The following is a 15,328-nucleotide window of genomic DNA, read 5'->3' on the forward strand; positions in this document are numbered from 1 at the left end:
GAATAGTATGAGTCAATATCAAGCGATCTATGATGAAAAACGTCGTTCAGTTGAAGAGTTAGTCGCAATGATTGAACCGGGTGAAGGGATCGTTCTAGCAGCGGCTGGAAGTGAGCCATTATTGATTACCCAAGCTTTAAACAATGCTAAGCAACTTAAAGGGAATCGATTGTATCGGATGTTATCAATGTCACCGGTAGTTAATCTAGCTAAAGATCAATTAAAACAGTTTACTTTTTTCTTATCAGGCTTGGATCGTAAGGCTATGAGAAATACAGATGTCGATTTAATTCCTTCTCATTTCTCAGAAATACCCGCCATTATTAAACAAAGAGAACCAGAACCTGTAATGATTAGTCAAGCTTCACCAATGGATGAAGATGGATACTTTTCATTTGGCTTAACAGCTGCTTATACACCGTGCACGGTTGAGTTTGCAAAAAAAGTGTTTCTTGAAGTAAATGAAAATATGCCGCATACACATGGAGAGGGGATGAGAATTCATATCTCAGAAGTAACTGCTTTTGTAGAATCTTCTGAAGATGTTGTAGAATTACCGGATATCGAATTATCAGATAAGGACCGCAAAATTGGTGAGTATGTTGGGGACATTATTGAGGACGGTTCAACTATTCAAATCGGCTTTGGAACAATTCCAAATGCTGTTATGAATGCTTTAAGCCATAAGAAAAACTTAGGGATTCATACCGAAATGTTGCCATCATCAATAGTAGATCTTTATAACAATAAAGTTATTACTAATGAAGAGAAACCGGTCGGTAAACACCGTTTCTCAACAACTCTAGCTTTAGGAAATCGTCGCTTGTATGATTTTATTGATAATAATGAGGATGTCGAAATTCTTCCGGTTAACTTCATAAACAATATTGTTGAACTTGCAAAAATTGAAAACCTGGTCTCAGTCAATACAACTTTAGAAATTGACTTCTTGGGTCAATGTAACTCTGAACAATTAGAAGATTTCTACTATTCTGGTACCGGTGGTCAATCAGACTTTGCTGTGGGGGCAAGAATTGCTGCCAATGGTGTGGGAATTGTTTGTCTATATTCAACAGCTAAAGATGATACCATTTCTCGAATTGTTCCACATTTACATAGTGGTTCACCTGTTTCAACCTCAAAAAATGATATTGAAATTGTTGTTACAGAATATGGGGTAGCCCACCTTAAAGGTAAGAGTATTCAAGAAAGAGTACAAGCTTTAATTGAAGTGGCGCATCCGAAGTTCCGTGATGGTTTAAGAGAAGAAGCCATCAAGCTTGGTTATTTAGAAAATAAAAAATTAAAATAAAAGAAAAGGATTGATTTTAAAATGACTACAAAGATTGAAAAATTACAGTATTTATATCCAGAAGATATCTATGGTTACTCGCATGATCTTTCAGAAAATGAAGTAAACTTTCTAATGAAGCTGCGTGAAGTACTTGAAAAAGAACTTTATCCAGTTATTGATGAGCACTGGAAGAAAGAGCTTTTCCCGATGGAAGCTTTTAAGAAAATTACTGATTTAGGTTTGATGACTCATCCAACTCTTTTCGAGGGACGGGAAAATAAACGTAAAACTTCAGAAATTTTTAATCTTTTCCGTCTTTATGAATTAAACCGTATGGATTCTTCAATTGGTGCATTCACTATCGTCCACGGAGGACTTGCTTACTCAACTGTTTTAATCGGAGGATCTGAAGAACAAGTTAATTACTATGCACCTAAATTGGCCTCTTATGAATGGCATTCATGTTTCGGTTTAACTGAACCTCTTCACGGATCAGATATTGCCGGTGGTCTATCAACAACTGCTGAGAAACAAGGTAATAAATGGGTCTTAAACGGTGAGAAGAAATGGATTGGCGGGGCAGCAACTGCCGATGTTTTACCAATTTTTGCACGCGACGTTGAAGATGGCAAGATTAAATGTTTCATGGTAGCAGGCGGAACTAAAGGCTTAACAGTCGATAAGATTGATGGAAAGATTGCCTTAAGAATGGTCCAAAATGGACATATTAAATTAAATAATGTTGAAGTGGACGCTGAAGCGCGTTTAGAAAATATTAATGGCTTTAAAGATGTCGCTAAGATCTTATACACTACTCGTGCAGATGTGGCTCACTTAGCAACAGGTTTACATGCTGGAGCTTTAGCTAATACCTTGAAATACGTTAAAGAGCGTGAGCAATTCGGTAAGAAAATTTCTGAATTCCAACTAGTTCAAGAAAAACTAGCCAGAATGCAAGCAAACTGTGTGACTTCATTAGGACTATCTCACCGTTTAGCTGTTCTACAAGAAAAAGGTAAGTATGCAGAAGTTCAATCTTCACTTGCTAAAATGAATAACGCTTACCGTCTGCGTGAAACAGTAGCCCTAGGACGTGAGCTATTAGGTGGTAACGGTATTATTGTTGAACACGATGTGGCACGCTTCTTCGTGGATGCTGAAGCAGCATATTCTTATGAAGGAACCCACGAAGTCAACTCATTAATTATCGGTCGTCACTTAACAGGTAAAGGGGCCTTTGTTTAGAAATACCAAGCTGAAGCAAGAGATAAGGAGCGAATTATGAAGAAAAATTTAGATGAAGTAGTTATTGTTGGGGCAGCCAGAACACCTGTAGGAGCCTTCTTGGGCGATTTAAAAACGGTTCGTGTTCAAGACTTGGGAACAACTGCTTTAAAAGAAGCAGCTAAAAGAGCAGGTGTCAGCCTAGAAGAAATTGAAGAAGTTATCTGTGGCCATGTGGTTGGTTCACCTACTTCAAGTAATGTTGGTCGTGTAGTCGGCATTAATGCAGGTTTACCGATTGAATCTACTGGTTATACAGTCAACCGTTTGTGTGGTTCTGGTATCCAATCAGCTGTTTCAGCTGTACAGCTTTTACAAGCTTCTGAAAAGAAATATGTGGCGGCAGGGGGAGCAGAGTCCCTATCTAGAGCACCTTATTTCTTACCAGAAGAAGTGCGTTTCCAAGGATTTAAAACTGGTGATCAGCGATTAATTGATGCGAATACTATGATTCATACAGGGTCAGTCGGTGATGGGTACCCAGACTTGATTCATATGGGACAAACAGCAGAAACTTTAGCAAAGATGTATAAGATTTCGCGTGAAGAGCAAGATGAATTTGCTTTAAACAGTCAAGCCAAGGCCAAAAAAGCTATGGAATCAGGACGCCTCGCTCAAGAAATTGTGCCAGTTGAAATAACTGATCGTAAGGGAAATGTGACTGTGATTGATAAAGATAGTCACCCACGTCCGGATACTAGTATGGAAAAATTAGCTAAGCTAAGACCAGCTTTTGTTAAGGGTGGAAGCGTCACAGCCGGAAACTCTTCTGGACTAAATGATGGGGCAGCTTTCGAAATTTTTACGACTAAAGAAAATGCCGCGGCTAATAACTTAGAAATCATGGCTAAAGTAATGGATTATTCTGTTACTGGCTGTGAGCCAGATTTAATGGGCTTAGGACCAGTTAATTCGATTAAAGAAATTTTGGAGCGTAATGATTTTACTTTAGAAGATATCGATATTCTTGAGATTAACGAAGCTTTTGCAGCCCAAACTCTAGCCTGCTTGAAAGAATTGGGTAATGGCCCTGAAACAGAGCTATATGAACGCTTAAATCCAAACGGAGGGGCTGTTGCATTAGGACACCCATTAGGATGTACAGGGGCGCGAATGATTACAAGTATTTGTTATGAGTTCAAGAACCGTCCAGAAACACGCTATGCGATTGCATCAGCTTGTATCGGCGGAGGAATGGGAATATCTATCTTATTAGAAAACGGCTATTACAAGGACTAAGTCTAAAGAGATTAGGAGAAGATTAAATGAAAATTCAAAAAACAATGGTCATTGGATCAGGTATTATGGGCAATGGTATTGCCCAAGTCCTTGCCCAGGCTGGTTATGAAGTTTACTTAAATGATATTAAAGAAGAATTTATTGATCGCGGATTAGAAAAGATTCATAAAAACTTGCAAAGAAATGTTGAAAAAGAAAGAATGACGGCTGAAGAAGTCGAAAGAATTAAAGGAAGAATCCATAAGTCTCTTTCTTATGATGATGCTAAAGATGTTCAACTAGTGATTGAAGCAGCCACTGAAAATCGTCAAATTAAATTGGAGATTTTTAAAGAGTTAGATAAAGTCACACCTGAGGAAGCTATTTTAGCCACTAATACTTCTTCTCTGTCACTAACAGATATTGCTTCAGTAACTAATAAGCCGGATAAAGTAGTTGGTATGCACTTCTTTAATCCAGTACCAGTTATGAAATTGGTTGAAATTGTGACAGCTTTACAAAGCAGCGAAGAGACGATTCAAACCGTTCAAGAAGTGATCGATGCCTTTAATAAGACCATGATTATCGCAGATGACTCACCAGGATTTGCAGTTAACCGAATCTTAGTTCCAATGCTTAATGAGGCCATCTTTGTATTGGGTGAAGGAATTGCCAGCAAAGAGTCTATTGATACAGGGATGAAATTAGGAGCAGGTCATCCTATGGGCCCACTTCAATTATGTGATTTAATTGGTTTGGATACTTTATTATCAGTGATGACCGTTCTTTATAACGGATTCAATGATCCTAAATACCGTCCGGCACCATTGCTTAAACGAATGGTTGAAGCGGGATATTATGGTCAAAAATCTGGCAAAGGCTTCTATGACTATTAGGAATTGCTATAACTAAAAAGTTTACTTCTGTTAAACTAGAGCTAACAATTTGACCCCCTCATTTTGTCGGCTCTAGTTACTTTTATCTAACTAGTCACAAGGGGAGAGCCATAATTATGGAGGTGGAAATATGGATAAAATTTGCCAATTATTGGGGATTGAATACCCCATTATTCAAGGAGCAATGGCCAATGTGTCGCGCTATCAATTAGTAGGAGCGGTCTCTGAAGCAGGAGGCTTAGGTGTGATAGCATCTGGTGGTATGTCAGCTGATGAGTTAAGAAGACAGATTCAAGAAGTTAAAAAAATGACTCGTAAGCCCTTTGCGGTTAACTTAATGTTGCAAATGAAGAATATCGAGGAATTGGTTGAAGTAATTATTGAAGAAGGAGTACCGGTGGTTACCACTGGTGCAGGAACTCCTAAGAATTTTATATCAGCTTTGCATCAAGCTAATGTGAAAGTACTGCCAGTTATACCTAATGTTAAAATCGCTAAAAAAATGGAAGCGCTAGGTGTTGATGCAATTATAGCAGAAGGACAAGAAGCAGGAGGTCATATCGGACAAGTTTCAACCCTGCCTCTAGTTCGCCAAGTGATTCGTTCAGTTGATGTACCTATTGTGGCAGCCGGTGGTATTTTTGATGGTGCGGGTATGTTAGCTGTGGAAGCCTTAGGGGCTAGTGGAGTTCAGATGGGTTCTCTCTTTCTAAGTTCCAAAGAAAGCCCTATCAAAGAAGGATTCAGGAACTTAGTCCTACAAGCCGACGAAACAACCACGGTGGTTACTGGACGTCGTCTAGGACATCCTGTTCGTGTGTTACCGAATAAAATGACTGAAAAATATATTCGTTTAGAATATGAAGGGGCTTCAGATGAAGACCTAATGAAATTAGCAGAAGGTGCTATGCGGCGTGCAGTTTATGAAGATGATGTCGAGGAAGGATCCCTTATGTGTGGTCAATCAATTGGCTTAATTACTGAGAGCCAGAGTGTTGATGCGATTATTCAAAAATTAATGGAAGAATACCGCCAAGCACGCTTAAAGCTAATCAATCAATAAACATTTATAATAAGCTACTAAAAAACTCTAGACTTCTAGTAGCTTTTTAAGAGTTTTAAAAATAACAATAGTTGAGTAGATATCTTTAATGAAAACAGATTGAAAACGATTAATATCAGCATTCTTTGACAGGACCGCTAGAGTGTTTAAGTTAAGGATTTAAGTTAATAAGAATACTAGTATCACAACAAAAGTATGGAAGGGGTTATGACTTTAGAAATTAAACAAATTAGAGAAGACGCTATGACTTAATTAGTGGATTTAGTCCATGAGGCATGGTCCGAAGGGGTTTATAAAGCGAAGAAATTTGAAAAGACAGCATCTGCTATTTCCCTTAACAAAGCACTATAGAACAGCTCATTAGGATGCGTTGCCGTTCTTGGTGGAGAAATTGTTGGTATGACTCTTTGTTTAACGAAAGAAGCAGATTCGACTTTTAGAATGTTCCAGTTAGACTTTATTGACAAATTGATCACCTTATCCAACCAAGCGCAACCGGATGAAGTCGAACGAGTGACTCGCGTCTTCTAAAGTGAACGTCAAGCCTATAGACAATTAATTACCGAAGTCTTTGATTATTTTAAAGAACAGGACTTGGAAAATGTTTATTTAATCACCGATACGGATTGCAATTACCGTTTTTATGATTACCTCCATTTCGAGCTTATCAATGAGACACGTATTAAATTACCAACCAAAGAGGGCTTTAGATATCGGGATGAATTTATGTATGCCTATTCACTTTAAACAAAAATTTTAAGACAGCTTAATCCTTTAAGATTAGGCTTTTTTTATGCAAAAATTTAGAAAAATAAAAAAACACAAAAATTTTTGTTGACAGGAAAAAGGAAAGACGGTAATATTCATTTTGAAAATGATAATAATTACTATTTATCTTTAGGCAGATAAATTTAAAAAAGGAGATCGTATGAAGTATCAAGCAAAAACAAAAAAATGGTGGTTAGTTCTTTGTCTTATTATTGGCTCTTTAGTGAATATTTCTTCAATTCAATCTGTTAAAGCAGAAGAAGAAAGAAAAATAGTCACTTCTTTTTATCCAATGTATGCCTTAACCAAGGAAATCGTTGGCGATAAACACCCTGTTTTGATGATTAATTCAGCGAATGGTATTCATGGTTTTGAGCCTTCGGCTAATGATGTGGTGGCCATTTATGATGCTGATATCTTTGTTTATCACTCAGATATCTTAGAATCTTGGGCTCAAAAAATTAAGCACAATGTCGAAAAGCAAGAGAAATCTAATGTGATTATTATTGAAGCTTCGAATGGATTAGCTATGAAGAAAGTGCCGGGTCTAGAAAAACTAGAATTGATGGAGGGTAAAGATGAATCAACCCTTTATGATCCACATACCTGGTTAGATCCCATTGAAATAGGCGAAGAAGCAAAGTTGATTGCTCAAGCCTTAGGGGAAGTGGATAGAGATAATAAAGATTACTATTTGCAAAGAGCAGAAAGTATTGGAACGCAAGCTCAGGTTATAACGGATAAATACACCTCACTTTTTAAAAAGCTCAAGCAAAAGACTTTTGTCACTCAGCATACAGCCTTTTCTTATTTAGCCACACGCTTTGGCTTAACACAGTTGGGAATAGCAGGTGTGTCTGGACAAGAGCCCAGTGTGAAACAATTGCAAGAAGTGAAAAAGTTTGTGGAAAAATATCAAGTCAAAACCATTTTTACCGAGCCGAATATTTCAGATAAAGCTTCACAATTAATAGCCCAAGAGACTGGAGCTAAGGTAGAAGTCTTGGATCCCTTAGAAGCGGATCCCCATAATGATTTAAGTTTACTAGCTAATTTAGAAAATAATTTACAAAAACTGTTAAAAGTTTTGCAAGAAGAAGGAGAGAAATAAATGAAACCATCTAAAATACTCTTGTCATCCGCCGCTTTATTGACACTTTTAAGTTGGCATGAACCAATTAAATCAATCTACGCTCAAGATGATAAAGATTCATTCATTAATTATATTGAGGGTAGCGATGGAGAAAAGCCAAGTAATGTCTCAAGCACTGAAAACCGCACTATGGAAGAAATTTCAATGGAAGAAGGCATTGCGGGCGAGCAAATTATTGTCCAAATCAATAGGGAAGGTTATGTGACTTCTCACGGTGATCATTATCACTATTTCAATGGAGCAGTTCCTAGTGATGCTATTTTTTCAGAGGGAGTCTTAGCCCCTGAAGATTATCAATTTAATGAAGAGGATCTTGTTAGTCAAACGGATGAAGGGCAAATTATTTTAGTAGATGACCAATATTATCTTTATATAGAAAATCCAGATCAAGCTAAAAATCTTCGTTCTTTAGAAGAAGTGTTACTACAGTCATACAGTATGGATCCTGTCGATGCAAAGGCTATTTATGATTTGATGGAAGAATATGATCTTGGCGAAGAGGCTATTATTACTTATGAATTAGAACGCAGTCCTGAAGAAGTAGCAGATCAAAAAGGGATTGAAGGAGAGCATGTTGTTGTCTATTTAACCGAAGAAGAGTTTGTAACCAATCACGCTTTTGATTTACATGTTTTCTATGGTGACCTTGATCCAGAGGCTGTTTTCTCTGAAAGACTCTTAACACCTGAAGATTATCAATTGGACCAAGAAGATGTGGTCGCAGAAATTAAGAATGGATACATTGTAAAGCTAGAAGATCAGTACCAAGTTTACATAGCTCCTGAAGATCGGGCCCAAGCTGATAATATCCGAACTTTCCAAGATATTGAAGCTCAAGTAACCAGCAGTCAAAAGGTCTTTAAACAAGCAGGTGGAGTGCGTAAAGATGTAGCTAACACCATAGCAGCTGGTGAAGTGGGTGGATCAGGTAACCGCAATTCCAGTGGAGCTTACGTAACGGATGATGGATATATCTTTAACCCTTATGACGTTATAAAAGATTTAGGCAATGGCTTTATTGTTCCCCATGGTGACCACTTCCACTTTATTCCAAAGTCAGATTTAACGCCTCAAGAAATAATGATTGCAAACGCTGTTCTATCAGGTGGAAAAATTTCACAAGGCAACAGTAAAACAGCTGATAAAGGAATGGTTGATCAGATCATTCATGACAAAGCTGTTAATCATAAAGGTCCTTACACAACGGATGATGGCTATGTCTTTTCAGTGGGATCCATTACTAAGGTAACGGATACAGGTTTAATTGCTGCTCATGGTAGTCACTTCCATTTTGTTCCTTTTGCTCACTTAAACAAAGGAGAATTAGCCCAAACACAAGCTTATATTCAAAAGAAATTCGGAATTAAACGTAATTTGTTGGCTGAATTTGGTTTAGCTAAAGAAGATAACAAAGTTGATCAGCCAAGTAATAAAAAACCTTCTCAAAACCTTGATAAGATAGCTGATAAGCCAACTGAAAATGATCAAGGTAATAAAAACCAAACAAATTCAGAATATCAGCGCCTATTAGCCAAACTCTATGCTTTGCCAATCAACCAACGTCATACTGAATCTGATGGTTTGGTCTTTGACCCGGAACTCGTAACAGATGAGATTGAGGGAGACTTCGTCTTACCTCATGGTGACCACTTCCATGTTATTCCACGTTCAAGGCTATCAGATTTAGAAATTAAATTAGCAGAAATGAAATTAGGCAAACGTCCATCAGTCGCTGTGAAGCCAAAAGACCCACAAGTTGATAAAGCAGATAATGAAAAACCAGCTGAATTAGACCAAGCAAGTCAATCTGAAAAGCCTAGCCAACCAGATCAACCAAAAGCAGATGGAAAAGTTGATTTCTTAGCTCAAAATTATAAGAAGTCAGCTAAGGGTAAGGACGGTAAAACATATACAACGGATGATGGCTATGTTTTCACACCAGAAAGTATTTTGAACTACTCTAAAAAGGGGCTTACAGCTGAGCATGAAGGACACACTCACTTTATTCCTTTTGGTGATTTAGACGACAGTGAATTGAAAGCAGCTGCTGACTTTATCAATCAGCGAAACATTAATGCAGCAGAAGAAAGTAAATATACAGCAGAAGAAATTGCAGCCAAGTTGGCCTATATTTCTTTGGAAAATGGTGTAGCCATTGAAGATCTGGAAGTCAACGGTAACGAAGTGATTATTCCGCACGGTAATCATTCACATACAGCGAATATGGATAAAATTCCAACAGAATTAAAGCAGTCTAACTTCACATCGGAAGAAGACTATCAAACTCAATTGATTACGCTTAAAATGAGTGAAGTATCGCGTAATAAGGATTACATTGATGTTTGGCGTAAAGATGCTACCATTTATGCTTTAACGAAGTTCTATAAAGTAGTAGAGATACCATTAGATGACATAGAATTACCAATTAAATATGATCAAGTCTCATTAAAAGATGTAAAAACAATAGAAGATCCACTTTTTGAAAAGAAAGTCTATGTCGCTCAGCGCTATAAAGTTAAGCCATCTGATATGTTTATCTTTAATGGTCGTATCAAAGTTGGTGATCTTAATTTAGTGATCGATGAGATTGACGTAACAGAAGCCTATGAAACAGATTCAAATGATTTGCCAGAAACTGAAGAAAATGTTGAAGGAGAAAAGGATGAAGTGGTTGAAGAAACTCCTTCTAATAAAGGAGTTAGCCATCAAGCGGTCATTGAATATATTAAAAACTACTATGGTAAGGCTGCTAAGTCCGTTAAGTACGGAAAAGGTTTTGGATATATAGTGACGCCAGCTTCTGGAGAAGAGAATGTATTAATTATAGAGTCTGAAGCAAGAGCAGCGATGGAAAATAAAGAGGCATTGCCAGAACTTGCTAGTCAGAAGGATGGCGTAGATTCAGAAAATGAAGTTTCTTCACTAGATGAAACTACCAAAGAAATTTCGATGGAACAATTGAAAAATTTTGTAGGTAATTACTATGGGGTAAACCCATCAAGTATTCAAATATTTTCAGGCATGGTAATCGTTCCAAATCCTAATCCAGATTATGCCAACCTTAATCTTACGATTAAACAAGTAAAGCTTGCTTATATTATGAATGGTGAATTACCTGCTATGCCACAAGTTGCTCCTTATGCAAAAGAAGAGATTGGAGAACGAAATGATTCTAATTTAGATGATGCAGACATAGGCAAATAATCAAAATTATAACAAAGTTATGTTAAGAGTCCTTGTTAATGATCAAAGGACTCTTAATTTTTATTTAGGGAAATTAAATATCAAAATTTATGTCATACAAATAAATTTGATAGACAAGAAAGTAGGCATATTTTATAATCAAAATAAATTTTTTGATTATAAGGAGCAAAAGCTATGGCTAAGAAATATCAGTGCTCTTATTGCGGGAAAGAGTTTTCCAAGTCTAAAATTGACTGGGAAGGTTCAGAACCTGAGTTTGAAGAATATTACTGCAAAAAATGCAGCGAATCTCTTATACAAGCGAGTATCAATGCGATGGATCCCAATAGCAACGGCTATGAGGAAGACGGATTTTAGGAAGAGGAAAGGTTAGGTTTTTAAATTTAATTATTAAAGCATTTCATTTAAATAGAAAATAAGACTTCTATCGATAGGAGTCTTATTTTAATTGTCTACTACAAGACTTAGAAGTAGCCAAGGAATGTCTATTCATTCATGATATAATATAGGAACAATCTTAAAAACTTAGCTTAAAGTAGTAAGAAAAGAGGTATTTAATGAAGCACTTTATTGAAATCGATGAACTTAGCCAGTATCCAAAAGCTTTTTTATAAATGTAACACTGGGAAATGATCAAGCCAGTGGCGATGACTACTATTTAGGACTTGAGGAGCCACTATATGATGAGGCGAGTCACATTCCGCATGCCAAGTCATATTATTACGAATTGGTGTACGATGATAAGGGGTATATGAGGTCCCAGAAAAGTTTATAAGCTCATTTCAAAGACCTTAAAGACAAAGAGCTCATGGTGTCTTGAGGATTGGGCGTAACCGCTTGTAGCAATTTATTAGCCTTAGATGAAATAGGCATTGAAGGAAAGTTATACACTGGTTCTTATTCGCAATGGTTGAAGAAAAAGCAGAAAGCTGTTAAAGGAAATGATGAGTAGAAAGAGTGAGTGAATGAAAAAAGAAATATTTCCGACTGAAGTATTGGAAGTTGAAATTACTGAGTTAGACCATAAAGGAAATGGCTATGCCCGTTATGTCCATGCGCCAGACCGTGGGTCGAATGGAAAGGGCTTGAAATTATTTATACCCAATGCCGTTCCAGGGGATAGAGTTCGGGTGACGGTACCTAATGCCAAGGGCAGAAAGCAAGCAGTCGTACCGTTTGATGCATTATTAGCAGCCAGTCCTGATCGTAATCTTGATATTCCGCTCAAAGACGCCAATGCCGGGGGAACGCCATTAATTTCCATGACCTATCCAGCTCAGTTAGCTTATAAAACCCAAGAAGTAAAGGACCATTTAGCAAGCCAAGGATTCGATCCGGCTTGTGTTCGACCCATTATTGGGATGGATGATCCCACCCGTTATCGTAATAAAATGGAGTTAAGCTTCGGAGCTGAAGGGGCTATCGGTATGCATGAACAAGGTAACTTCACCAAAATCATCGATATGAAAGATTCGGTGCTTGCTCCTAAACTATTTGTCCGGGTAAAAGAAGTAGTCGCCGACTGGCAAAAAGATTATCAATTATCCTATTATGACAAACAGACTCAAAAAGGTCTTTTGAGAAATCTCTTATTGCGTCAATCCTTTGTCACCGGGGAGTTGATGGTAGTGATTTATGCCACTGAAGCACCTAGTCAAATGCAAGAGGCAGTGGATGATTTGAGTCAGCGGCTAAGCAAACGCTTCGATCAATTAGTTAGTTTACAATGGATTCTACACAAGGAAGCGACGGAACGGATTCAAGCCGACGAAACGTTTATTCTTCATGGGCGCGATTATATTAATGACGAATTAAATGGCTTTCGCTATCGGATCTGGCCGGAGACCTTTTTCCAAGCCAATCCTGTCCAAGCGGAGAAATTGGTACAACTAGCCTTGGAATTCGCCCAGGTCAATGATCAAATGCGCGTCTTAGATCTTTTCTGCGGGGTGGGAACTTTTAGTTTGCCCCTAGCTGAAAAGGCTAAAGACTTAGCCGGTATTGAGATTGTTGATCAGTCGATTCAATCAGCCATCCGCAATGCGACCGATAATGGCCTAGACAATACCTTCTTTATGACCAGTGATGCGAGAAATGGCTTGAAGCGCTTGGAAACCGAGTGGGGACGACCTGACTTATTATTATTAGACCCTCCCCGTTCGGGGGCCGGTGGAAAAGTCATGCGTGCCATTGGGAGATTTGGTACGGATAAGATTGTTTATGTTTCTTGTTTCCCTAAAAGTTTGGCAGAGGATTTGGTTTGGTTACGTGACTTTGGCTATGAATTAATCTCTGTCCAGCCGGTGGATCAATTTCCGCATACAACACATGTGGAGACGGTAGCGTTATTGTCCAAACTAGATATCGACCAATGTATTAAAGTGAAATTAGATATGGACGAGTTAGATGTAACAGCATCTGAAAGTAAGGCTACTTATGAAGAAATTAAAGAATATGTTATGAAGAAACACGGCATGAAAGTATCTAATCGTTATATATCGCAAGTAAAGAAGAAATGTGGACTTGAAGTTGGTAAAAATTATAATGTTTCAAAGAAGGAAAATCCTATAGCACCTAATTGTCCACCTGAAAAAGAAGAGGCAATTAAGGAGGCTTTAAAACATTTTAAGATGATTTAAATTGGAGTATCTCGTAAAGCCCCATTGAGCTAGCAGTCAAGGGGGCTTTTTCTTGTGTGCCCAGCATGGGCACAATCTAATGGGTGAAAGTCCCTAGTCTGCCCTAGTAGTGGGAAAGACATAGCCGAACACCAAGGGTGTCCATCATGAGGTGGAATCTGAAGGAAGGTGTAGGCAAAACTCCGGTCTGACGAACAGAAATCACATCAGGCTGTACTTATGGATAAGGCTGCTAGACAAGTTAAAGTCCAATAACTACTCGGGAATAAATACAGTAAATGTGGCAGATATATGGAGTGAAAGAGTGTGCTCTTACCTGGGGAGGTCTTACAGGTAGGTGGAAACAGAGTAAGAAATCTATAGTAACAACGAACTGTAAGAAGTCAGCAGAAGTCATAGTAGCCGACGGCTTAAGCCGAATGGGGAAGGAGTGAACTTTAGGAGATATGAAGAAAATGAATGTAACTGATGATAGATACAAGAATAGAAAACCTTAGAAAGAAACAGAGGGCTACTTGGGGAGGGGATCTGCGGAACAGAAAGAGGAGCCAAGAGCATTCGCCTATCAGAGGATTACTGAAACAAAGCATATCGACACAAACTTTAGTGATGCTGGGCTACTTGAGAAGATACTGTATAGACAAAATCTGAATAAAGCCAATCAGCGAGTAGTATCCAATAAGGGAGCTAGCGGAATCGATGAGATGAGTGTATATGAACTTATGCCGTATCTCAAAGATAACAAAGACAGCCTGCTCGAGAAGTTAAGAACGGGCAAATACAAGCCACGACCCGTATTAAGGGTAGAAATTCCCAAAGAAACAAAAGGGGAATACCGAAAGTTAGGAATACCGACGGTAATAGATAGACTGATACAACAAGGGATCCCCCAAGTATTAAGCCCAATCTATGAAAAACAATTTTCCGAAAATAGTTATAGACGCAACAGCGGAATGGGCAGGAATATTCAAACGGCCTATACCTCGCGATTTACAAAGTTTTATTATTGATGAAAATTTGATCGTTTTAAAGCGGGTATACGCTAGATTTAACGGCGGTAAAGCAACAGATACCTATCAAATACAAAGCGAGCCCCCTCTATTAATGTATGCTAGACATTTAAACCCTAATAACGGCTTAATCAGTCTTATACCTAGCGAGTTATTAGAGAATGGCAAAGGCTTTGATGATGCTTTACTAAGGAACGCCTTAGCTACCCGCATATTAGCTATGCGCAACAACCGCAACAAAGTTAAAGGCAATAAGATAAAACTAGATACACTTTGCAAAGAAGTTGGCAAAACAAACCCTACCTATAACCAAAGACGGACTCTTAAAGATAATGCCGAAAACATATTGACCGAATGGAAAAAAATGAAATTTATTAAAGGCTACGATATTTACAAATTAGACGGTAGCAGAGCCATTGAAGGGTTTATAATTCAATATACACCTTTTAACAAAGCCTTAAATTAGCCCGCTTGATTTTAGCGGGTAATTTTTGGCCTGTTTATTATACATACAGTAATTTAGTGGTTTTGTATACATTGTAATAAAATAAGCGTATGCAATTTAACACCCCCGTCATTTAGCACAAGTACCTACGGCATTTAGCACAAGTTAAACGAGTTAAAAAACACGCCTTATCCTTAGAGCACCAACGATTTACAGTGTTTAAAAAAACCGACCATAAGTATACGTAAGTACATGTAAGTATACTTAGACGGCCTAGCCCGCCCTTGCTAGGGCAGGCGAGCAGGCCTTAATATAAAGGCAAGAAAAAAAACCCCAGCGACAGCGGGGGCAAAA

Annotated in this window: 11 protein-coding genes; all 11 read left to right on the forward strand. The window is 38.0% G+C overall.

Going from position 1 to position 15,328, the window contains the following annotated elements:
- The first annotated feature begins 7 nt into the window (after window positions 1-7).
- The 11 genes from ACQV2T_RS01565 to ACQV2T_RS01615 all read left to right on the forward strand — a co-directional run bounded on the left by ACQV2T_RS01565 (window position 8) and on the right by ACQV2T_RS01615 (window position 14,995).
- Entirely contained in the window at window positions 8-1,312 is a 1,305-nt protein-coding gene (locus ACQV2T_RS01565; protein ID WP_428873519.1) for an acetyl-CoA hydrolase/transferase family protein, read from the forward strand.
- 21 nt (window positions 1,313-1,333) lie between these two features.
- Window positions 1,334-2,539 (forward strand): acyl-CoA dehydrogenase family protein, encoded by a 1,206-nt coding sequence (locus ACQV2T_RS01570; protein ID WP_428873520.1) that lies wholly within the window; start codon window positions 1,334-1,336, stop codon window positions 2,537-2,539.
- Window positions 2,540-2,572: 33 nt separating this feature from the next.
- Window positions 2,573-3,817 carry a thiolase family protein gene (locus ACQV2T_RS01575; RefSeq protein WP_428893161.1) on the forward strand — a complete coding sequence of 415 codons (1,245 nt, stop codon included), beginning with the start codon at window positions 2,573-2,575 and terminating at the stop codon, window positions 3,815-3,817.
- A 26-nt stretch (window positions 3,818-3,843) separates the two neighbouring features.
- Window positions 3,844-4,692, forward strand: a complete 849-nt coding sequence (locus ACQV2T_RS01580; RefSeq protein WP_428873521.1) for a 3-hydroxybutyryl-CoA dehydrogenase — start codon at window positions 3,844-3,846, stop codon at window positions 4,690-4,692.
- A 130-nt stretch (window positions 4,693-4,822) separates the two neighbouring features.
- Window positions 4,823-5,755 (forward strand): NAD(P)H-dependent flavin oxidoreductase, encoded by a 933-nt coding sequence (locus ACQV2T_RS01585; RefSeq protein ID WP_428893146.1) that lies wholly within the window; start codon window positions 4,823-4,825, stop codon window positions 5,753-5,755.
- A 399-nt stretch (window positions 5,756-6,154) separates the two neighbouring features.
- Entirely contained in the window at window positions 6,155-6,286 is a 132-nt protein-coding gene (locus ACQV2T_RS01590; RefSeq protein ID WP_428873523.1) for a hypothetical protein, read from the forward strand.
- Between the two features lie 397 nt (window positions 6,287-6,683).
- A complete protein-coding gene (locus ACQV2T_RS01595) occupies window positions 6,684-7,634 on the forward strand; it encodes a metal ABC transporter solute-binding protein, Zn/Mn family (RefSeq protein ID WP_428884989.1) in 951 nt (316 codons plus the stop codon).
- Window positions 7,635-10,880, forward strand: a complete 3,246-nt coding sequence (locus ACQV2T_RS01600; RefSeq protein WP_428893147.1) for a pneumococcal-type histidine triad protein — start codon at window positions 7,635-7,637, stop codon at window positions 10,878-10,880.
- Window positions 10,881-11,054: 174 nt separating this feature from the next.
- Window positions 11,055-11,237: a hypothetical protein gene (locus ACQV2T_RS01605; protein ID WP_428873527.1), complete on the forward strand. Its 183-nt coding sequence runs from the start codon at window positions 11,055-11,057 to the stop codon at window positions 11,235-11,237.
- A 608-nt stretch (window positions 11,238-11,845) separates the two neighbouring features.
- Complete coding sequence (rlmD, locus tag ACQV2T_RS01610; RefSeq protein ID WP_428893148.1) at window positions 11,846-13,519, forward strand: 23S rRNA (uracil(1939)-C(5))-methyltransferase RlmD; 1,674 nt, start codon at window positions 11,846-11,848, stop codon at window positions 13,517-13,519.
- 909 nt (window positions 13,520-14,428) lie between these two features.
- Window positions 14,429-14,995, forward strand: a complete 567-nt coding sequence (locus ACQV2T_RS01615) for a hypothetical protein (protein WP_428875036.1) — start codon at window positions 14,429-14,431, stop codon at window positions 14,993-14,995.
- Window positions 14,996-15,328 lie beyond the last annotated feature (333 nt).

The sequence above is a fragment of the Facklamia sp. P13069 genome, assembly GCF_050409405.1.
Taxonomy (GTDB): Bacteria; Bacillota; Bacilli; order Lactobacillales; family Aerococcaceae; genus Facklamia.

Bases quoted from the DNA above. Each gene is read 5' to 3' on its own strand.
- ACQV2T_RS01565 (WP_428873519.1), top strand. From the start codon at position 8: ATGAGTCAATATCAAGCGATCTATGATGAAAAACGTCGTTCAGTTGAA.
- ACQV2T_RS01570 (WP_428873520.1), top strand. From the start codon at position 1,334: ATGACTACAAAGATTGAAAAATTACAGTATTTATATCCAGAAGATATC.
- ACQV2T_RS01580 (WP_428873521.1), top strand. From the start codon at position 3,844: ATGAAAATTCAAAAAACAATGGTCATTGGATCAGGTATTATGGGCAAT.
- ACQV2T_RS01585 (WP_428893146.1), top strand. From the start codon at position 4,823: ATGGATAAAATTTGCCAATTATTGGGGATTGAATACCCCATTATTCAA.
- ACQV2T_RS01590 (WP_428873523.1), top strand. From the start codon at position 6,155: ATGACTCTTTGTTTAACGAAAGAAGCAGATTCGACTTTTAGAATGTTC.
- ACQV2T_RS01595 (WP_428884989.1), top strand. From the start codon at position 6,684: ATGAAGTATCAAGCAAAAACAAAAAAATGGTGGTTAGTTCTTTGTCTT.
- ACQV2T_RS01600 (WP_428893147.1), top strand. From the start codon at position 7,635: ATGAAACCATCTAAAATACTCTTGTCATCCGCCGCTTTATTGACACTT.
- ACQV2T_RS01605 (WP_428873527.1), top strand. From the start codon at position 11,055: ATGGCTAAGAAATATCAGTGCTCTTATTGCGGGAAAGAGTTTTCCAAG.
- rlmD (WP_428893148.1), top strand. From the start codon at position 11,846: ATGAAAAAAGAAATATTTCCGACTGAAGTATTGGAAGTTGAAATTACT.
- ACQV2T_RS01615 (WP_428875036.1), top strand. From the start codon at position 14,429: ATGAAAAACAATTTTCCGAAAATAGTTATAGACGCAACAGCGGAATGG.